The 15621-nt window shown below is 59.1% G+C and carries 16 protein-coding genes and 1 riboswitch; of the genes, 10 read left to right on the forward strand and 6 right to left on the reverse strand.

Features of this window, described 5'->3' with window-relative positions:
• Positions 1 to 7 precede the first annotated feature (7 nt).
• Genes AB6K10_RS15965 through AB6K10_RS15975 form a run of 3 tightly spaced genes read right to left on the reverse strand, consistent with a single transcriptional unit; the run spans position 8 to position 3479 of the window.
• The gene (locus AB6K10_RS15965) at positions 8 to 1429 is read right to left on the reverse strand and encodes an N-acetylmuramoyl-L-alanine amidase (RefSeq protein WP_254436492.1); all 1422 of its coding nucleotides are present in this window, start codon (positions 1427 to 1429) and stop codon (positions 8 to 10) included.
• A 47-nt stretch (positions 1430 to 1476) separates the two neighbouring features.
• Positions 1477 to 1974, reverse strand: coding sequence for a tRNA (adenosine(37)-N6)-threonylcarbamoyltransferase complex ATPase subunit type 1 TsaE (gene tsaE / locus AB6K10_RS15970; RefSeq protein ID WP_339119267.1), 498 nt, complete (start codon positions 1972 to 1974; stop codon positions 1477 to 1479).
• 11 nt (positions 1975 to 1985) lie between these two features.
• Complete coding sequence (locus AB6K10_RS15975) at positions 1986 to 3479, reverse strand: NAD(P)H-hydrate dehydratase (RefSeq protein ID WP_339119268.1); 1494 nt, start codon at positions 3477 to 3479, stop codon at positions 1986 to 1988.
• 129 nt (positions 3480 to 3608) lie between these two features.
• Here AB6K10_RS15975 and queG point away from each other — a divergent pair, with 129 nt between their 5' ends.
• A complete protein-coding gene (queG, locus tag AB6K10_RS15980) occupies positions 3609 to 4733 on the forward strand; it encodes a tRNA epoxyqueuosine(34) reductase QueG (RefSeq protein WP_339119269.1) in 1125 nt (374 codons plus the stop codon).
• Positions 4734 to 4736: 3 nt separating this feature from the next.
• On the opposite strand, the gene orn is transcribed toward queG, so the two are convergent.
• The gene (orn, locus tag AB6K10_RS15985) at positions 4737 to 5321 is read right to left on the reverse strand and encodes an oligoribonuclease (protein ID WP_339119270.1); all 585 of its coding nucleotides are present in this window, start codon (positions 5319 to 5321) and stop codon (positions 4737 to 4739) included.
• Between the two features lie 146 nt (positions 5322 to 5467).
• Here orn and rsgA point away from each other — a divergent pair, with 146 nt between their 5' ends.
• From rsgA to asd, 3 genes are all read left to right on the forward strand, one after another.
• Positions 5468 to 6490, forward strand: coding sequence for a small ribosomal subunit biogenesis GTPase RsgA (gene rsgA, locus AB6K10_RS15990; protein ID WP_339119271.1), 1023 nt, complete (start codon positions 5468 to 5470; stop codon positions 6488 to 6490).
• A gap of 76 nt (positions 6491 to 6566) precedes the next feature.
• Positions 6567 to 7409, forward strand: coding sequence for a sulfurtransferase (locus AB6K10_RS15995; protein ID WP_339119272.1), 843 nt, complete (start codon positions 6567 to 6569; stop codon positions 7407 to 7409).
• Between the two features lie 10 nt (positions 7410 to 7419).
• Positions 7420 to 8262 (forward strand): archaetidylserine decarboxylase, encoded by an 843-nt coding sequence (gene asd / locus AB6K10_RS16000; protein ID WP_339119273.1) that lies wholly within the window; start codon positions 7420 to 7422, stop codon positions 8260 to 8262.
• 19 nt (positions 8263 to 8281) lie between these two features.
• On the opposite strand, the gene epmA is transcribed toward asd, so the two are convergent.
• Positions 8282 to 9262: an EF-P lysine aminoacylase EpmA gene (gene epmA / locus AB6K10_RS16005; RefSeq protein WP_339119274.1), complete on the reverse strand. Its 981-nt coding sequence runs from the start codon at positions 9260 to 9262 to the stop codon at positions 8282 to 8284.
• 99 nt (positions 9263 to 9361) lie between these two features.
• Positions 9362 to 9928, reverse strand: a complete 567-nt coding sequence (gene efp / locus AB6K10_RS16010; protein WP_139527117.1) for an elongation factor P — start codon at positions 9926 to 9928, stop codon at positions 9362 to 9364.
• Between the two features lie 128 nt (positions 9929 to 10056).
• On the opposite strand from efp, the gene epmB reads away from it, so the two are divergent.
• The 6 genes from epmB (at position 10057) to AB6K10_RS16040 (ending at position 15609) form a co-directional block, all read left to right on the forward strand.
• Positions 10057 to 11079: an EF-P beta-lysylation protein EpmB gene (epmB, locus tag AB6K10_RS16015; protein WP_159342608.1), complete on the forward strand. Its 1023-nt coding sequence runs from the start codon at positions 10057 to 10059 to the stop codon at positions 11077 to 11079.
• A gap of 214 nt (positions 11080 to 11293) precedes the next feature.
• A riboswitch (guanidine-I (ykkC/yxkD leader) is annotated at positions 11294 to 11412 on the forward strand.
• Between the two features lie 57 nt (positions 11413 to 11469).
• Positions 11470 to 12546 carry a putative urea ABC transporter substrate-binding protein gene (locus tag AB6K10_RS16020; protein ID WP_339119275.1) on the forward strand — a complete coding sequence of 359 codons (1077 nt, stop codon included), beginning with the start codon at positions 11470 to 11472 and terminating at the stop codon, positions 12544 to 12546.
• Between the two features lie 61 nt (positions 12547 to 12607).
• The gene (locus AB6K10_RS16025) at positions 12608 to 13435 is read left to right on the forward strand and encodes an ABC transporter permease (protein WP_253015925.1); all 828 of its coding nucleotides are present in this window, start codon (positions 12608 to 12610) and stop codon (positions 13433 to 13435) included.
• Positions 13432 to 14226 carry an ABC transporter ATP-binding protein gene (locus tag AB6K10_RS16030; protein WP_305946636.1) on the forward strand — a complete coding sequence of 265 codons (795 nt, stop codon included), beginning with the start codon at positions 13432 to 13434 and terminating at the stop codon, positions 14224 to 14226. Before AB6K10_RS16025 ends, AB6K10_RS16030 begins: the two co-directional genes overlap by 4 nt.
• A complete protein-coding gene (locus tag AB6K10_RS16035; RefSeq protein WP_339119276.1) occupies positions 14223 to 14960 on the forward strand; it encodes an urea amidolyase associated protein UAAP1 in 738 nt (245 codons plus the stop codon). The genes AB6K10_RS16030 and AB6K10_RS16035 overlap by 4 nt, the downstream gene beginning before the upstream one ends.
• Before the next feature lie 10 nt (positions 14961 to 14970).
• Complete coding sequence (locus tag AB6K10_RS16040; RefSeq protein WP_339119277.1) at positions 14971 to 15609, forward strand: urea amidolyase associated protein UAAP2; 639 nt, start codon at positions 14971 to 14973, stop codon at positions 15607 to 15609.
• Positions 15610 to 15621: the final 12 nt, after the last annotated feature.

Raw genomic sequence — 15621 nt, forward strand, 5'->3', positions numbered from 1 at the left:
TCAAAAACTAGGAACTAGGAATACGCAGCACTTGGCCCACCCGGATCACGTCACCATTCAAATCGTTGGCCTGCTTCAACTGATTCACTGGAACACCGTGGCGAACGGCAATCGACGAGAGCGTATCCCCCGATTGGATGCGATATTCGTCGCCAGTGGGGCTACGCTGGTGATCACGCTGCCACGCCAATAGGCTCGCGGGCGGGGGGTTACGCTGAAAATGATCGCGCAACCCGCTGAAAATGGCCGTCGATAGCCCCTGCTGATGCACCGGGTCACGCAGGCGGCGCTCTTCGTCCGGATTGGAGATAAACCCCACCTCAATCAGCAGCGATGGAATATCAGGCGATTTCAGAACCATGAAGCCCGCCTGCTCGACCCGCGACTTATGCAGCCGATTCACTCGACCAAGCTGCTCGAGCACCTGCCCGCCGATCGACAGCGAGTCGTTGAGCGTGGCGGTCATGGTGAGGTCCAACAGCACGCCGCGCAGCACTTGGTCTTTATCCCGCAGCGATAGACTGCCATCGACCCCACCGATCAAATCCGAGCGATTCTCACTATCTGCGAGCCACTGCGCCGTTTCTGACGTCGCCCCACGCTGGGAAAGGGCATACACGGAGCTGCCCTGCGGGCGTGGGCTGGTGAAGGCATCGGCGTGAATCGAGACAAAGAAGTCGGCCTTCTGCTCTCGGGCCAGCTGTGTGCGCTGACGCAGACCCAAGTAGTAGTCGCCATCGCGGATCAGCACGGCTTTAAACCCCCGGGTACGATTGACATCGGAGGCAAGCCGTCTGGCGATCTCCAACACGACGTCCTTTTCGCGGGTGCCTGCAGGGCCAATGGCGCCTGGGTCTTCGCCACCGTGACCGGCATCGATGGCGATGATGATATCCCGCTGCGGATGCGGCTGGGCAGGCTGCACTTCGGTGGGCGGCTGGTCTGGCGCGGCGGGGGGCACCGCAGCGTCGGCTCCAGGCAGCTGAGCCTGAGCCGAGCGCTGCGCCACCATCTCCTGATCACGAATCATCGCTTCGATGGGGTCGATGGGATTTTCCACCGCGCTTTCGCCGGGGTACTCCAGATCGACCACCAGACGATGGCCATACTGATCGTTGGGCGGCAGCGTAAAGTGGCGCGGCTCGATCTCGCGGTTCAGCTCCAGCACCACGCGCAGTCCGTTGCCGTCACGCACGCCCGTGCGCACGGCAGCAATCGCACTTCCCTCCAGCGGTAGGGTCGAGACGTCGGTATTGAGCTGGCTGTCGTCCAGATCGATCACCAGGCGCGACGGATTCTCCAACGAGAACACATTGGCCTGAGTAGCCGCTGTCAAGTCGAAGACCAAACGCGCGTGATCCGGAGCAGCCCAGAGCCGCATACTGTCGACGTTGGCGGCCTGCACGCCAGAGACACCGGTCAACAGCATGGCGCAACCAAACGCGCACTGGCCAAGGAGACGACGGAGGGGTTGTTTCATTTCCATTGAATGACACCACCCTCCTGCGGGTGACCGGTGGTTTGCGCGTTCAGTTGCCCCAAAACGTGCTGACCGAGCGCACTCTCGGCCGTCAACAGCGCCATTCGCCCTGGATCCGCAACGCGGAGCTGGATACGCACATCCGGCGCAGGCAGCCAGCCGTCGCCTCTACTGGGCCACTCGATGAGGCAAAGAGCATCGTCGGCTAGTACATCGCGCCCGCCCATGAATTCCAGCTCTTCCGGGTCTGCCAAACGGTATAAATCCAGATGATAGAGGCGCTGATCACCCAGTTCATAAGGCTCCACCAGGGTATAGGTCGGACTTTTCACGGCGCCTTGATAACCGTACGCCCTCAAAATGCCGCGCGTCAGGGTGGTCTTGCCCGCCCCCAAATCGCCCTCTAAATATACGCGCCCGCGACCGGTTAGCGCTTTGCCCAGCGCCTCGCCGAAGGCAACGTGGGCCTCTTCATCATTCAATTGCACCTGCATGTTGGCCGCCTTCACGGGTTAATGAGCACTCGTGCATAGGATGCCAGATCACTTGCTAACAGGCCACGCTCTCCACCGGCTTTAGCCGCCTCATCACCTGCCAGCGCATGTAGCATGACGCCCAACCAAGCGCTCTGCTCGAGACTGCCAGTTTGAGCCACCAAAGCGCCCAGCATACCGCTTAGTACGTCGCCCATGCCGCCACTGGCCATGCCCGGATTACCATAGGGGCACACGACCAGCCCACTGGGTCCCGCCACCAAGCTGCCTGCACCTTTTAATATCACGACGCCTCCCCGGGCACGCTGTAGTGCGCGGGCGGCCGACGGACGATCCGACTGAACATCGGCCACGGAACAGCCTAGCAATCTGGCCGCCTCGCCAGGATGGGGGGTCAATACCCAGTCGTCGCGACGCAGCGTAGGCCAGCGGCTGGCCAGCAGATTGAGCGCATCGGCGTCCACCACTAGCGGCGTGTCTGCCTGTAGTGCACTTTGTAGCACCGCCTGCCCCCACGCTTCTTGCCCAAGTCCTGGCCCCACCACGAGCACGTCTGCGGTAGAAGGCAGTTCGGCCGCGTCGGCTCCGCTACGCACCGCGCGCGCCATGACTTCCGGGCAACGCACGAGGCTTGCGGTAACGTGTTCTTGAGCAGTGGCGAGGGTGACCTTGCCCGCTCCTAGTCGCGCAGCCGCTTGCGAGGCCAACAGCGCCGCCCCACCAAAGCCCGGCGCGCCTCCCATCACCAAGACGTGCCCCAAGCTTCCCTTGTGGCTAGTACGCGAACGGGGCGGAAAGGCCTCTCCCAGCAGCGTCTCATCCAGGCGCCATGCAGTGGGTGGAATATCGAAGAACGCCTGCGCCTTGACGCCCAACGGGCGAAAATCGATCTCACCGGTGTAGGCCGGTGCTTCCCCAGTGTGCAGGCCAATTTTGTCACCAATGAACGTGACCGTGCAGGCGGCTTCGACCGCCGTGCCTAGCCTCGCCCCGGTATCTGCCGAAATCCCCGACGGAATATCCAGCGCCAGCACGGGCTGAGACGCCGCATTCATGGCGTGGATGGCCTGCTTAGCGCGACCCTCGACGTCGCCTGCCAGCCCGATGCCTAGCAGGGCATCGACGATGACCTCACCGGCGAGCGTCGTACTGGGCTGCCACTCCTCAAACCCGACCCCCGCTGCCGTTGCCAGTTCGGCAGCCCGGGCAACGTCGCCGGTCAGCGCGTCTAGTGGTGTCAGGGAAAGTCGCTGCACTTTGAGCCCCGACTGCATGGCCAGCGCCGCCAGCACATGACCGTCGCCGCCATTGTTGCCGCTGCCGCACACGACGGTCACGCTGCGCGCTTGAGGCCAGCGGGAACGAAAGCTGTGCCAGGCGCTGGAGGCCGCCCGCTGCATCAAGGCAAAGCTTTCGATACCACCGGCAATGGTGCGCCGATCCAGCTCGCGCACTTGCGATGCCTTATAGAGAGGACGTAGCGAAGAGGTACTCAACGTAGACACGGTGTCTCCTTGATAGGGTGCTAAATCAACGCTCAGGTGCCGCCCGATCACGCAACGGCGTGCTCGGCATGTCGTGCCAGCGGCTAATGCGTTAGCATAGCGCGCTTAACGCCTCACCGTTGACTGACCATGCCAAGTTCCACCACTTTTTCACCGTCTCACGAACCCATCTCCCGCGAGTCTCTGCATCAGCTTGCCGAGCAGATCAAGCAGTGGGGTCGCGAGCTGGGCTTTCAGCAGGTCGGCATCACCGACACGGACTTAGCGGCTCATGAGGCCCATCTGAACCGCTGGCTGGATAAAGGCTACCACGGCGAGATGGGCTTTATGGCGAAGCACGGCACCAAACGCACGCGACCTGACGAACTGGAACCCGGCACTCGCCGGGTCATCAGCGTGCGCATGGATTATCTGCCCGCCGAAGTAGAGAGTGCCAAGGTGCTGGGCCAACCCAGCCGTGCCTACGTCTCCCGCTACGCGCTGGGCCGGGACTATCATAAGCTGATGCGCAAACGCTTGGCACAGTTGGCAAAGCACATCGAGCAAGCAGTAGGAAAATTTGGTTTCCGCGCCTTTGTCGACTCTGCGCCGGTGATGGAGCGGGCACTTGCCCAAAAGGCAGGCTTAGGATGGTTCGGTAAAAACGCCATGCTGTTGAACCCCAAAGCGGGCTCGCTGTTCTTTCTGGGAGAGCTGTATACCGACCTCCCGCTGCCCGTCGATGCACCTTTCGAACAGGAGCATTGCGGTAGCTGTAGCGCCTGTCGCACCGCTTGCCCCACGGGCGCTATCGTAGACGATAAGGTCGTCGATTCGCGCAAGTGCATCTCCTATCTCACCATCGAGCTGCACGGCGCGATTCCCGTAGAGTACCGTCGCGCCATGGGCAATCGCGTGTATGGCTGCGACGATTGTCAGCTCGTTTGCCCGTTCACACGCTTCACAAAAATCACCCAAGAAGAGGACTTCTCCCCGCGCCACGACCTTGACCGCGCATCGCTCATTGCGCTGTTTAGCTGGGGCGAAGAGGAGTTTTTGAACAAAACCGCAGGCAGCCCCATTCGCCGCATTGGCTATGAGCGCTGGCTGCGTAACCTTGCCGTTGGGCTGGGCAATGCCCCGTGGAGTGATGACGTCGAGGCCGCGCTATGGGCACGCCGAGCTTACCCTAGCGCCCTGGTGCGAGAGCACGTTGCCTGGGCGCTCGACGAGCAGCGCCACAAGCGAGATGCGCGTATCGCGACGCGCATCTAAGGGCTACTCTTCTTCGTCGCTCCCTTCTTCGATACGCAAAAACGTGTGGCGGTAGTGGGCAAGCTCCGCAATCGACTCCTTGATATCATCCATCGCCAAGTGGGCATTCTGCTTTTTGAAGCCCACCAGCGCACCGGGGTTCCAGCGCTTCGCCAACTCTTTGACGGTCGAGACATCCAAGTTGCGATAGTGAAAGAACGCCCACAAGTCGGGCATTTCCCGCTCCAAGAAGCGGCGGTCTTGATGAATACTGTTGCCGCACATCGGCGAGGAGCCCGCCACCACGTACTGGCGTAAAAAATCGAGAGTTTGGCGCTCGGCTTCTTGCGTCTCGATGGTGCTTGCCTTCACCCGCGCCACTAGACCAGATTCACCGTGGGTTTTCTGGTTCCAATCGTCCATTCCGGCCAAGAGGCTGTCGGGCTGTTTGACGGCAATCACGGGGCCTTCTGCCACGACATTCAACTGAGCATCGGTGATGAGTGTCGCCACCTCGATAATGCGCTCTTTGTCCGGTTCAAGACCGGTCATTTCCAAATCAATCCACACCAATAGGTCGCTACGCGGTGCGCCGTTTTGCTCGCTCATTGCATTCATTCCTTGGTCAGGGTCGCCCTTGTATCGGCGCATCAAACAAAAGTGTCGCTTATATTGCGCTAACCCGCACCCCACACAGGACAGTGGGCCGTCCAGGTGGGTACAATGCCCTCTATTGTAACGATCATCAGGTGGTCATGAGCAAACGTAAATTAAGCCGTCAGCAGCAGTGGCGAGTCGAGAAGATACAAGCCGAACGCGCCCAGCGTGCCGAAAAACGCGATGCCAAAGATGCCGAAAAGCTCTCTGCAGGCGAATACGGCCCCGAACAGCCAGGGCGAGTGATGGCCCACTTTGGCCGTACGCTGGAAGTGCGTGACGCCGACGGCACACCTATACGCTGCCACCTGCGCGCCAACCTAGATGGCTTGGTAACCGGCGACCGAGTGATCTGGCGGGCAGGCCAGGATGGCTCTGGCGTGGTGGTTGCCCGTGAAGAGCGCGACAGTATTTTGAAGCGCCCTGACCCACGCGGCCAGCTTAAGCCGGTAGCCGCCAATATCGACCAGCTGCTGATTGTATTCGCCGTCGAGCCTGCGCCTCATCCCAACCTGATCGACCGCTACCTCGTCGCCGCTGAAGCCACCGGCATCACGCCGGTACTGGTGCTCAACAAGACGGATCTGCTACCTGACGATGGAGGCGAGCTAGGGCAGTTACTAGAGCGCTATCGCGCTCTGGGTTACCCGGTGGTGCGCACCACCACCGCCAACCCCGAGGGGTTGGACACCCTGCGCCTGCAGCTCGAGGGGCGCACGTCCGTCTTCGTCGGCCAGAGTGGCGTGGGAAAATCATCGCTCATAGACCTGCTGCTGCCCGACGAAACCCTGCGTATTGGCGCGCTATCGGAAGATTCGCGTAAAGGCACGCACACGACGACCACCGCACGTCTCTATGCCATGCGCAGCGACGAAGTCAGCAATGGCGAACTGATCGACTCGCCTGGCATCCGTGAGTTTGGCCTGATCCATCTGGACGAGCAGGAAGTGACCGACGGCTTCATCGAGTTCCACCCCTATTTGGGCCTTTGCCGGTTCCGTGACTGCCGCCACCGCAATGAGCCGGGCTGCGCTTTACTGGACGCCGTCGAGGCAGGCAAGATTCATCCAGAGCGTTTTGCCAGCTATCGACGTATTCTCGATAGCTTGAATCCCCAGTGACAAACCCGCAATGATCGGCGTGACATCGCCGTTACCTCGTTGCGGTTGTCTTATTATCAAGGACAGGGAGCCGGATATGAGCACCGCCAGCCACTCATCAGAACACAATCTATTGCCACTCATCGTCGAGCCTGAACAGCTGCAAGAGCACTTGCAGGCACCTGAACTGCTGATTATCGATGTGCCCGCCAATGGCGACAGCTACCGTCAGGGTCACGTTCCTGGCGCCATTTATCTGGATTTTCGCTACTTGATGCGCGGCGAAGGCCCGGTGCCTAATGACGTACCGTCGGTAGAGTTTCTGTCTCGATTATTCAGCGCGCTGGGCTTGACCCGCGACACACACGTGGTGGCCTACGACGACGAAGGCGGCGGCTGGGCAGCTCGCCTGCTCTGGACGCTGGAGCTGATCGGCCACACCCGCTACTCCTATCTGAATGGCGGCATTCACGCTTGGCGCGACGCCGGTCTGGAAGAGAGCACCGAACTCACCGCGCCAACCCCCAGCGAATACCACGCCGAGATTCTTAACCCCAGTGCCGCCATCACTTGTGATGAGATCAAAGATAAGCTCGGCAACAAACAGTTTGCCATCTGGGACGCTCGCTCCAAAGCGGAGTACGACGGCGAACGCGGCAACAATAAACACCTGGGACACATCCCCGGTGCGGTGAACATGGATTGGCTAGACGCCATGGATCGCAGCCGCGCGCTGAGAATCCGCGACTACGCCGAGCTCATGACCGAACTTAATGCCCTAGGGCTCACCCCCGACATGGAAATTGCCACCCACTGCCAAAGCCACCACCGCAGCAGCTTTACCTGGTTGGTAGGCAAAGCGCTAGGCTTCACTATGCGCGGCTACGCGGGTTCCTGGGGTGAGTGGGGCAACCGCGACGATACACCCATCGAGAAATGAAGATATTACCGTGACCCTTTCCCAAAAAGCCTTTTCGCTGCTCCAATACCCGCTGCCTCAGCACGCGCTGTCGCGCCTAACGGGTAAGTTCGCCCAGTGCGATAATCCCTGGGTGAAAAACACCCTCATCAAGGCATTCATCAAGCGCTTCAACGTGGACATGAGCCAGGCGCTAGAGCCAGACCCGACGGTCTATCCCACGTTCAACGACTTCTTTACTCGGGCGCTAAAAGCCGATGCGCGCCCACTGGGCGAAGGAGTGTTGAGCCCTGCCGATGGCACGCTCTCACAGTTTGGCCGCCTCACTACGGCGGGCACACTGGTACAGGCCAAGGGACATACGTTTTCCGCTCAAACGCTGTTAGGCGGCGACAAAGCGTTGGCTGAGGAGTTTTTGAACGGTAGTTTCGCGACGGTTTATCTCTCGCCAAGAGATTACCACCGTGTGCATATGCCGGTGACCGGTACGCTGAGAGAGATGATCTACGTGCCAGGGCGGCTCTTTTCGGTCAACCAAGCCACCGCCAACTATGTGCCCGGTTTGTTCGCGCGCAACGAGCGCTTGGTCTGTATCTTCGACACCGAACACGGCCCCATGGCGATGGTACTGGTCGGCGCCATGATTGTAGCCGCCATCGAAACCGTCTGGTCTGGGCAGGTAACACCGCTATCGGGCCACCCTCAGCGTATGCGCTTCGGGCAGCCGATCGTGCTGGAGAAAGGTGCAGAGATGGGCCGTTTCAAACTCGGCTCCACCGTCGTGATGTGCTTCGCTAACCCCGTGGCGTTTGGCCATCATGCGCTCGGGGCGACAGTGCAAATGGGGCAGAGCCTCGCTACCCCAACGCCCTAAGGCAAGCTGGCCGCGTTCGTTAGCAGTTAGCCGTCGAAAACGCCAAGACCTCTTCCAGGCGCGCTTTACCCAGCGCTAATTGGATCAAACGATCCAGCCCTAGCGCCACGCCGGAAGAGGCTGGCAGCCCCTGCTCGAGCGCTGCCAGCAGATGAACATCGACATCCACCTCAGGGAGCCCCAACCGGCGACGCTCGGCATTATCGGCGTCGAAACGCTGGCGCTGCTCCTCGGCATCGGTCAGCTCGTTGTAGCCGTTGGCGAGCTCGATGCCGTTCAGATATAGCTCAAAGCGTGACGCCACCCATTCGCCGTCGGCATCCTGATGGCGTCGCGCCAGCGCCGCTTGGCTCGCTGGGTAGTCGACGACCACGCTAAGCTCCTGCTGCCCTAGCGTGGGCTCGATGACCATGCCCATCAGCAGATCCAAACAGGTATCTCGCCTTTCCTCGGCCAGCGCGTGGGCCGACATATTGCCTCGCTGCGCCGCTAGCGTTCTCAACGTGTCCAGCGACGTGGTGAACGGGTCCACTTCCAAGTGGCGATGAAAGAGCTCCCGATAGCGGTAGTGCACTACCGGGCCCGGTGGCTGCGGCAATACGTGCGCCACCAGCGCCGTTGTCTCCTCTATCAACTGCGCCAGCGTGAAACCAGGGCGGTACCACTCCAGCATGGTGAACTCGATATTGTGCCGCGCGCCCACTTCGCCATCACGAAAGCTTTTTGCCAGCTGAAAAATGGGACCGCTGTCCGCCGCCAGCAGTCGCTTCATATGAAACTCAGGCGAGGTTTGCAGCCATAGTTTGCGCTGACCTTTATCGGTGCGGGCAAGCGTCGCTAACGACACCAAATGCACGTCGGTACTGCCTCCTTGGCCGAGCACTGGCGTCTCCACTTCCCATATGTCCCGCGCGGCAAAAAAAGCGCGCACCGTGGCGATCAAGCGGGCGCGCTCGCGCAGGGTGCCCACCGTTGCCGTTGGCTGCCAGTTCAGTGTCATTCCCTTCTCCCTAACGACATAAAGCCACGCAACAGTATCGCGTGGCTTTATGAATGAAATGCTTAAGCGACTGGATCGGTCGCTTTTATCATCGCGCGATTAAGCGCGTGATACGTACTCACCAGAACGGGTGTCGATTTTCAGCACTTCACCCTGGTTGATGAACAGCGGTACGCGAACCACGGCACCCGAAGAGAGCGTGGCAGGCTTGGAGCCGCCCTGCGCCGTGTCGCCCTTCAAACCGGGGTCGGTTTCGACCACTTCCAACTCGATGAAGTTGGGCGGCGTGACCGAGATCGCCTTGTCGTTCCAAAGCGTCAGCGTATACGGCACCTGTTCTTTGAGCCATTTTTCGGTGTCACCGAGAGCCTTTTTCTCTACCGCATACTGCTCGAAAGAGCCGTCGGTCTTCATGAAGTGCCACATATCACCGTCGGTGTAGAGGTACTCCATCTCGAGGTCCATGACGTCAGCGCCTTCCAAAGAGTCACCCGACTTGAACGTGCGCTCACCCACACGACCAGTCATCAGGTTACGCAGCTTGACGCGGTTGAACGCCTGGCCCTTGCCCGGCTTCACCAGCTCGTTCTCGACGATCGAACAAGGATCGCCGTCGAGCATTACTTTTAAACCTGCTTTGAATTCGTTGGTAGAATAGTTCGCCATAATGCCTCTCAATGGTCTGTTTCAATCGTCTATTTCAGTATGGGCCGTGAGACACCCTACTCGCCCATCACGCTGCCAATCGCAGCGTCGTCGCTAAGTGCGCGCATGATAACCCGAAGGAGGGCTTTTTGCAGGAGAACATCATTATCGCTGCTCAGCAGGCCGCTGCCCAGACTCAGAGCGCCTGGCAGCGCCAGCTTTCCCAAGCCGTTCGCGACCCCGCCGTACTCTGCCAACGCCTGGGGTTGAGCCAAGCGTGGCTGGCGGGCGCGCAGGCCGGGCATGGGCTCTTCGAGATTTGCGTCCCTGACGCTTATCTGGCGCGCATTGTACCAAACGACCCCAATGATCCACTGCTACGCCAAATCTTACCAACGGGTGACGAAGCCGCCGCGCCGCCTGGCTACGTGACCGACCCGCTAGAAGAGGCCGACCATCGCCCTGTCAAAGGACTGATCCATAAGTATGCGAATCGTGTACTCCTGATTGCCAGCCCAGCCTGCGCGATCAACTGCCGCTACTGTTTTCGCCGCCACTTTCCTTATCACGAGAACTCCCCTTCACGCGCTCAGTGGCAGGAAGCGCTGGACTACCTGCGTGCCGACACCACGATTCACGAGGCGATCCTATCCGGAGGCGACCCCCTTGCCGCCAGCGACCGGCAGTTGGCGTGGCTGGTCAAACAGTTAGAAAGCATTCCTCACCTGAAACGGTTGCGTATTCATACTCGCTTGCCCGTGGTCATTCCCGACCGCGTGGATGAAAGTTTGCTTGGCTGGCTGGGTAGCACCCGCTTACAAAAAGTCGTCGTTCTGCATATCAACCACGCCAACGAGATCGACCAAGCCGTGTTGGATGCCTGCACGCGCTTGAAACAGGCAGGCGTCACGCTGCTAAACCAGAGCGTTCTATTACGGGGCATCAACGACAGCGTCCCCACCCTCGCGGTCCTCTCGGAACGGCTGTTTGAAGCAGGCGTGCTGCCCTACTACCTGCACGTGCTCGACCCGGTCCAGGGCGCCGCGCACTTTGACGTGCCGGACAGTGAGGCGCAAGCGCTCATACAAGCGCTGCTGGAACACCTGCCCGGCTTTCTCATGCCGAGGCTGGTACGCGAAGTGCCAGGCAAGATGAGCAAAACGCCTTTGTAGCGTTACGCTATGGGTTTGTGTGATTGTGGTGCGTCGCGGTAAATCTGCGCACCACGATAAAGCATCGTGCGAGCACTCAACGTATAGAGAAGCATTAAAAACTTGATAACCCTTTAAAATAAAAAACCTTTTTCGATGGCGGCCAATATTTTGCTGTGTAGTTAAGTGTTACACATGGGGTATTGGCTGCCTTCGCTGCCACACAATCGAGTTTCCAATAGATCGCTAGGGTTCCGACGCCATTAACGATATGCCCCCGATGGACGTGGCTGGACCGAGAGCGATCGACCTTGCAAGCGCAAGGTTACACGGCGGGATAAAAGCCCGGGAGGATAAGGCACAGTGATGCGCCGATGCCCCTGAGTTTTTTCTTAGCCGCTGGAGGCTCTCATGACCCGTTCCAACCGCTCTGCCCTCAAAAGCCTGTCCCTCGCTCCGCTGACCGCGGCGCTACTAGCATCATCCTTGACGATCACACCTACCCAAGCGCAAGAACGCAGCGACTTCAGCGTCTGCTGGTCGATTTATGCTGGCTGGATGCCCTGGGCCTATGCCGATGTAGAAGGCGTGGTCGATAAGTGGGCCGACGAATACGGCATTAGTATCGATGTCGTGCAGGTGAATGATTATGTGGAATCCATCAATCAGTTCACTTCTGGCAACGTCGATGGGTGTGCCATGACCAACATGGATGCTCTAACGATTCCAGCGGCCAGCGGCGTCGACTCCACCGCACTGATTATCAACGATTACTCCAACGGCAATGATGGCATCGTGCTGAAAGGCAGCGATAACCTAGCCGATATTGCGGGCCGTCAGGTCAATCTCGTTCAATTCAGCGTCTCTCACTACTTTCTGGCCCGTGCTCTCGAAAGTGTTGGCTTGACTGAACGCGATATCGAAACGGTGAATACGTCCGATGCGGATATCGTCGGCCTGTTCGCGAGCGACACCACAGAAGCCGTCGCTGCCTGGAACCCCCAGTTAGGTGCCATCAAGGATATGGCGGATAGCAACGTGGTGTACACCTCGGCTGAGATCCCCGGCGAGATACTCGACATGATGGTCGTGAATACGCAAACCTTGGCGGATAACCCGGCACTGGGTCATGCCCTGGTAGGCGCTTGGTATGAAGTGATGGGACTCATCGAGGCAGATGATGAAAATGCGCTTGGCATCATGGCAGATGCCGCTGGCACTGATATTGACGGCTATCGTCAGCAACTTGCCGCCACCTACCTCTACACCGACCCCGCCGAAGCCATCGCGCTCATGGAAAGCCCGGAGCTACTCGACACCATGCAGCGAGTGGCTGAATTCAGCTTCCAGCACGGCCTACTAGGCGACATGGCACCAAACGCAGAAGTCGTCGGCATTGAGACACCCAGTGGCGTCTTCGGAGACGAGAGCAACGTGCAACTGCGCTTCGACCCCAGCTTTACCCAAGCTTACCTCGACGCTCAGTAACTAGCGCCATGGGAGTAGCCACGGCTGCTCCCTCTGCTTTTATCTTCGATGGACATCCGCCATGAAGCGACTCATTAATCTAGCCCCATCCCGAGGGAGCAGATGGCTGCTGGGACTGTTGCCTTTCCTGTTATTGGTCATGGTTTACCTGAGCCTTTCCAATGCCCGACTGGCCGAGAACCCTAATGATCGGCTACTGCCCACTCCGGCCACCATGGCAAGCTCGTTTTATCATTTGGCCACCGCAGAAAACGTACGCACAGGCCAAATCGTTCTATGGACAGACACTTTCGCCAGCTTGGAGCGAATTCTCATTGGCGTGGCGATCAGCGCTTTCATCGGCCTCGTAGTGGGTATTTTAAACGGCGGCATTCCGCTCATCCGCGCCAAACTCTCACCGCTGGTCACCGTCGCGTCGCTTATCCCTCCGATGGCGATACTTCCGATTCTCTTCATCGCCTTTGGCACCGGTGAGGCCGCCAAGATCGCGTTGATCGTGATCGGGGTGACGCCGTTTCTGATTCGCGACCTGCAAGGCCACGCGCTGCGGCTTCCCGATGAACAGCTGATCAAAGCACAAACCCTGGGGGCCAGCTCCTGGCAGGTACTGCTGCGGGTGTTACTGCCTCAACTCACGCCGCGGCTACTGAATGCCACTCGCTTGGCACTCGGCAGCGCCTGGCTGTTTTTAATAGCTGCTGAAGCAATTGCCGCCCAAGAGGGGCTTGGTTACCGCATTTTTCTGGTTCGCCGCTACCTGTCGATGGACGTGATTCTGCCCTACGTGGCGTGGATTACGCTGCTGGCGTTCCTTCTTGACCAGATTCTCGCCTGGACATCGCGCCTTGCCTTTCCCTGGTACCACTCGGGCGAAGGAGACAAATCATGAGCCTACTGTCCGCCAAACGCCTAGAAAAGCACTACGGCCATCACGTCGTACTTGAAAATCTTAATTTCAGCGTCGAGCAAGGAGAATTTGTCACGCTGGTAGGCGCCTCTGGCTGCGGTAAAACCACGTTTTTAAAGATGCTGCTAGGCACCGAAGCCATTTCAAAAGGCAACCTTCTATTAGATGGCAAGCCCATTCCTAACGAACCCGGCCCAGACCGTGGCGTGGTGTTTCAGAAGTATTCCGTCTTCCCACACCTGACCGTGCTGGGCAACGTGATGATTGCCGATGAGCTGCATAGTGCCAAGCTGCTTGGAAAAAGTTTTGGCACTGCCAAACGTAGCGCCATTGAAAAAGCCAAAGCACGTATTGAAGAAGTGGGCCTAAGTCACGCGCTTAATAAGTATCCCCATGAGCTGTCCGGCGGCATGCAGCAACGTCTAGCCATCGCCCAGGCGCTCATGATGCGGCCACGCATGCTGTTGCTGGATGAGCCATTTGGTGCCCTGGACCCCGGCATTCGCCAGGACATGCACGAATTGATCACGCGACTTTGGCAAGAGCAGAAGCTCACCATCTTCATGATCACCCACGACCTAAAAGAGGCCTTTGAGCTGGGCACACGTCTATGGGTATTCGACAAAACCCGCCAAGACCCTCAAGCCCCAGAAGCCTATGGCGCCACCATTACCTACGATCTGCCCATTTCGAGAGACCGTCCAGCGACAGCCTTGACGGAAGCACTTCATCAGGGCGGTTTGAAAACCCACACTCAGGAGACGCTGCTATGACGAGCGCTGCCATGAATAGCGAACCGTACTACACCACCCATTTACCCGGCGGGCACCACTGGTCCCTTCGCCTACGTCGCGGCGCGACGCTAACCCTGACCGCCGAGCAAGCTGACACCAACGTAGGGCTACTCTGCTACAACCCAGAAAACCTGCTGGAGCGCTTAAACCTGCCGGACACCTTGAAGTGCCAGCACACGTTCAAACTGACCCAAGGCCACTGCCTTTACTCGGACATGGGCCGCATCTTTGCCTCGATCACGCATGATGATCTTGGCTGGCACGACAGCGTTGGCGGCAACCTGCTGCCCCAACACCTGCTGGCCAAAGGCTGGCAGCCAGTGAGCTACCAGCAGGCCCACAATGACTGGACGCGCACCGGCTTCGACGCCTTCCTGGTCGAACTCGCCAAGTATGGGCTTGGCCGCCGAGACATGGCTGCCAATCTCAACCTGTTCTCTCGCGTCGAGAGCGATGACGAAGGCAAGCTGCACTATGTCAGCAACCACTGCCAGCCGGGCAACAGCGTCACGCTGCGCTTCGAGATGGATACCCTCGTGTTGTTGCATACCTGCCCTCACCCGCTGGACCCTGCCACTGACTACCCGCGCCGTGGCGTCGATATCGCGTTAGGTACGGCTGAGCCACCAACAGAGGACGATCCTTGCTACTGCTCACGGCCAGAAAACGCCCGTGGCTTTGCCAATAACCGCCTATACCACCTCGGCCTTTAAGGGGAAAACCATGATTATCGAGAGTACCTTACGCCCCGAAAACGCGCTTAGCCGCACTACCGTTAATGCGGGCGATCACTATATTGGCACCTTGAAGCAGGGCCAAACCTTGCGGATTTTAGACCTGGAAGGCAACCAAGCGGCTGACACGCTGTTCTTCAGCGCCGACGACACCGCCGAGCGCTACAGCGCCATGGATACCGTTCGCGAACAGGGAGCGGTCTATCTCACGGCGGGCTCAAAGCTGATCTCCAGCGAAGGCCGCACGATGCTTACCCTCACCGCCGACACCTGCGGCCGCCACGATACCCTAGGCGGTGCCTGCGCCAGCGAAAGCAACACCGTGCGCTACGACCTGGAAAAGCGCCACATGCACTCCTGCCGGGATAACTGGATGCAGGCCATCGCCAACCACCCAGAGTATGGCCTGAGCAAGCGGGATATCACCCACAACATCAACTTCTTCATGAACGTACCGGTGACCGCTGACGGCGGGCTGACGTTTGAAGACGGTATTTCCGCGCCGGGCAAGTATGTGGAAATGGTCGCTGAAATAGATGTCATCGTGCTGATCTCCAACTGCCCTCAGCTCAACAACCCCTGCAACGGCTACAACCCCACGCCCATCGAGCTACTGATTTGGGGTTAAGTAATTCGCCCT

The organism is Halomonas sp. BMC6, from assembly GCF_964204995.1.
Lineage (GTDB): Bacteria > Pseudomonadota > Gammaproteobacteria > Pseudomonadales > Halomonadaceae > Vreelandella.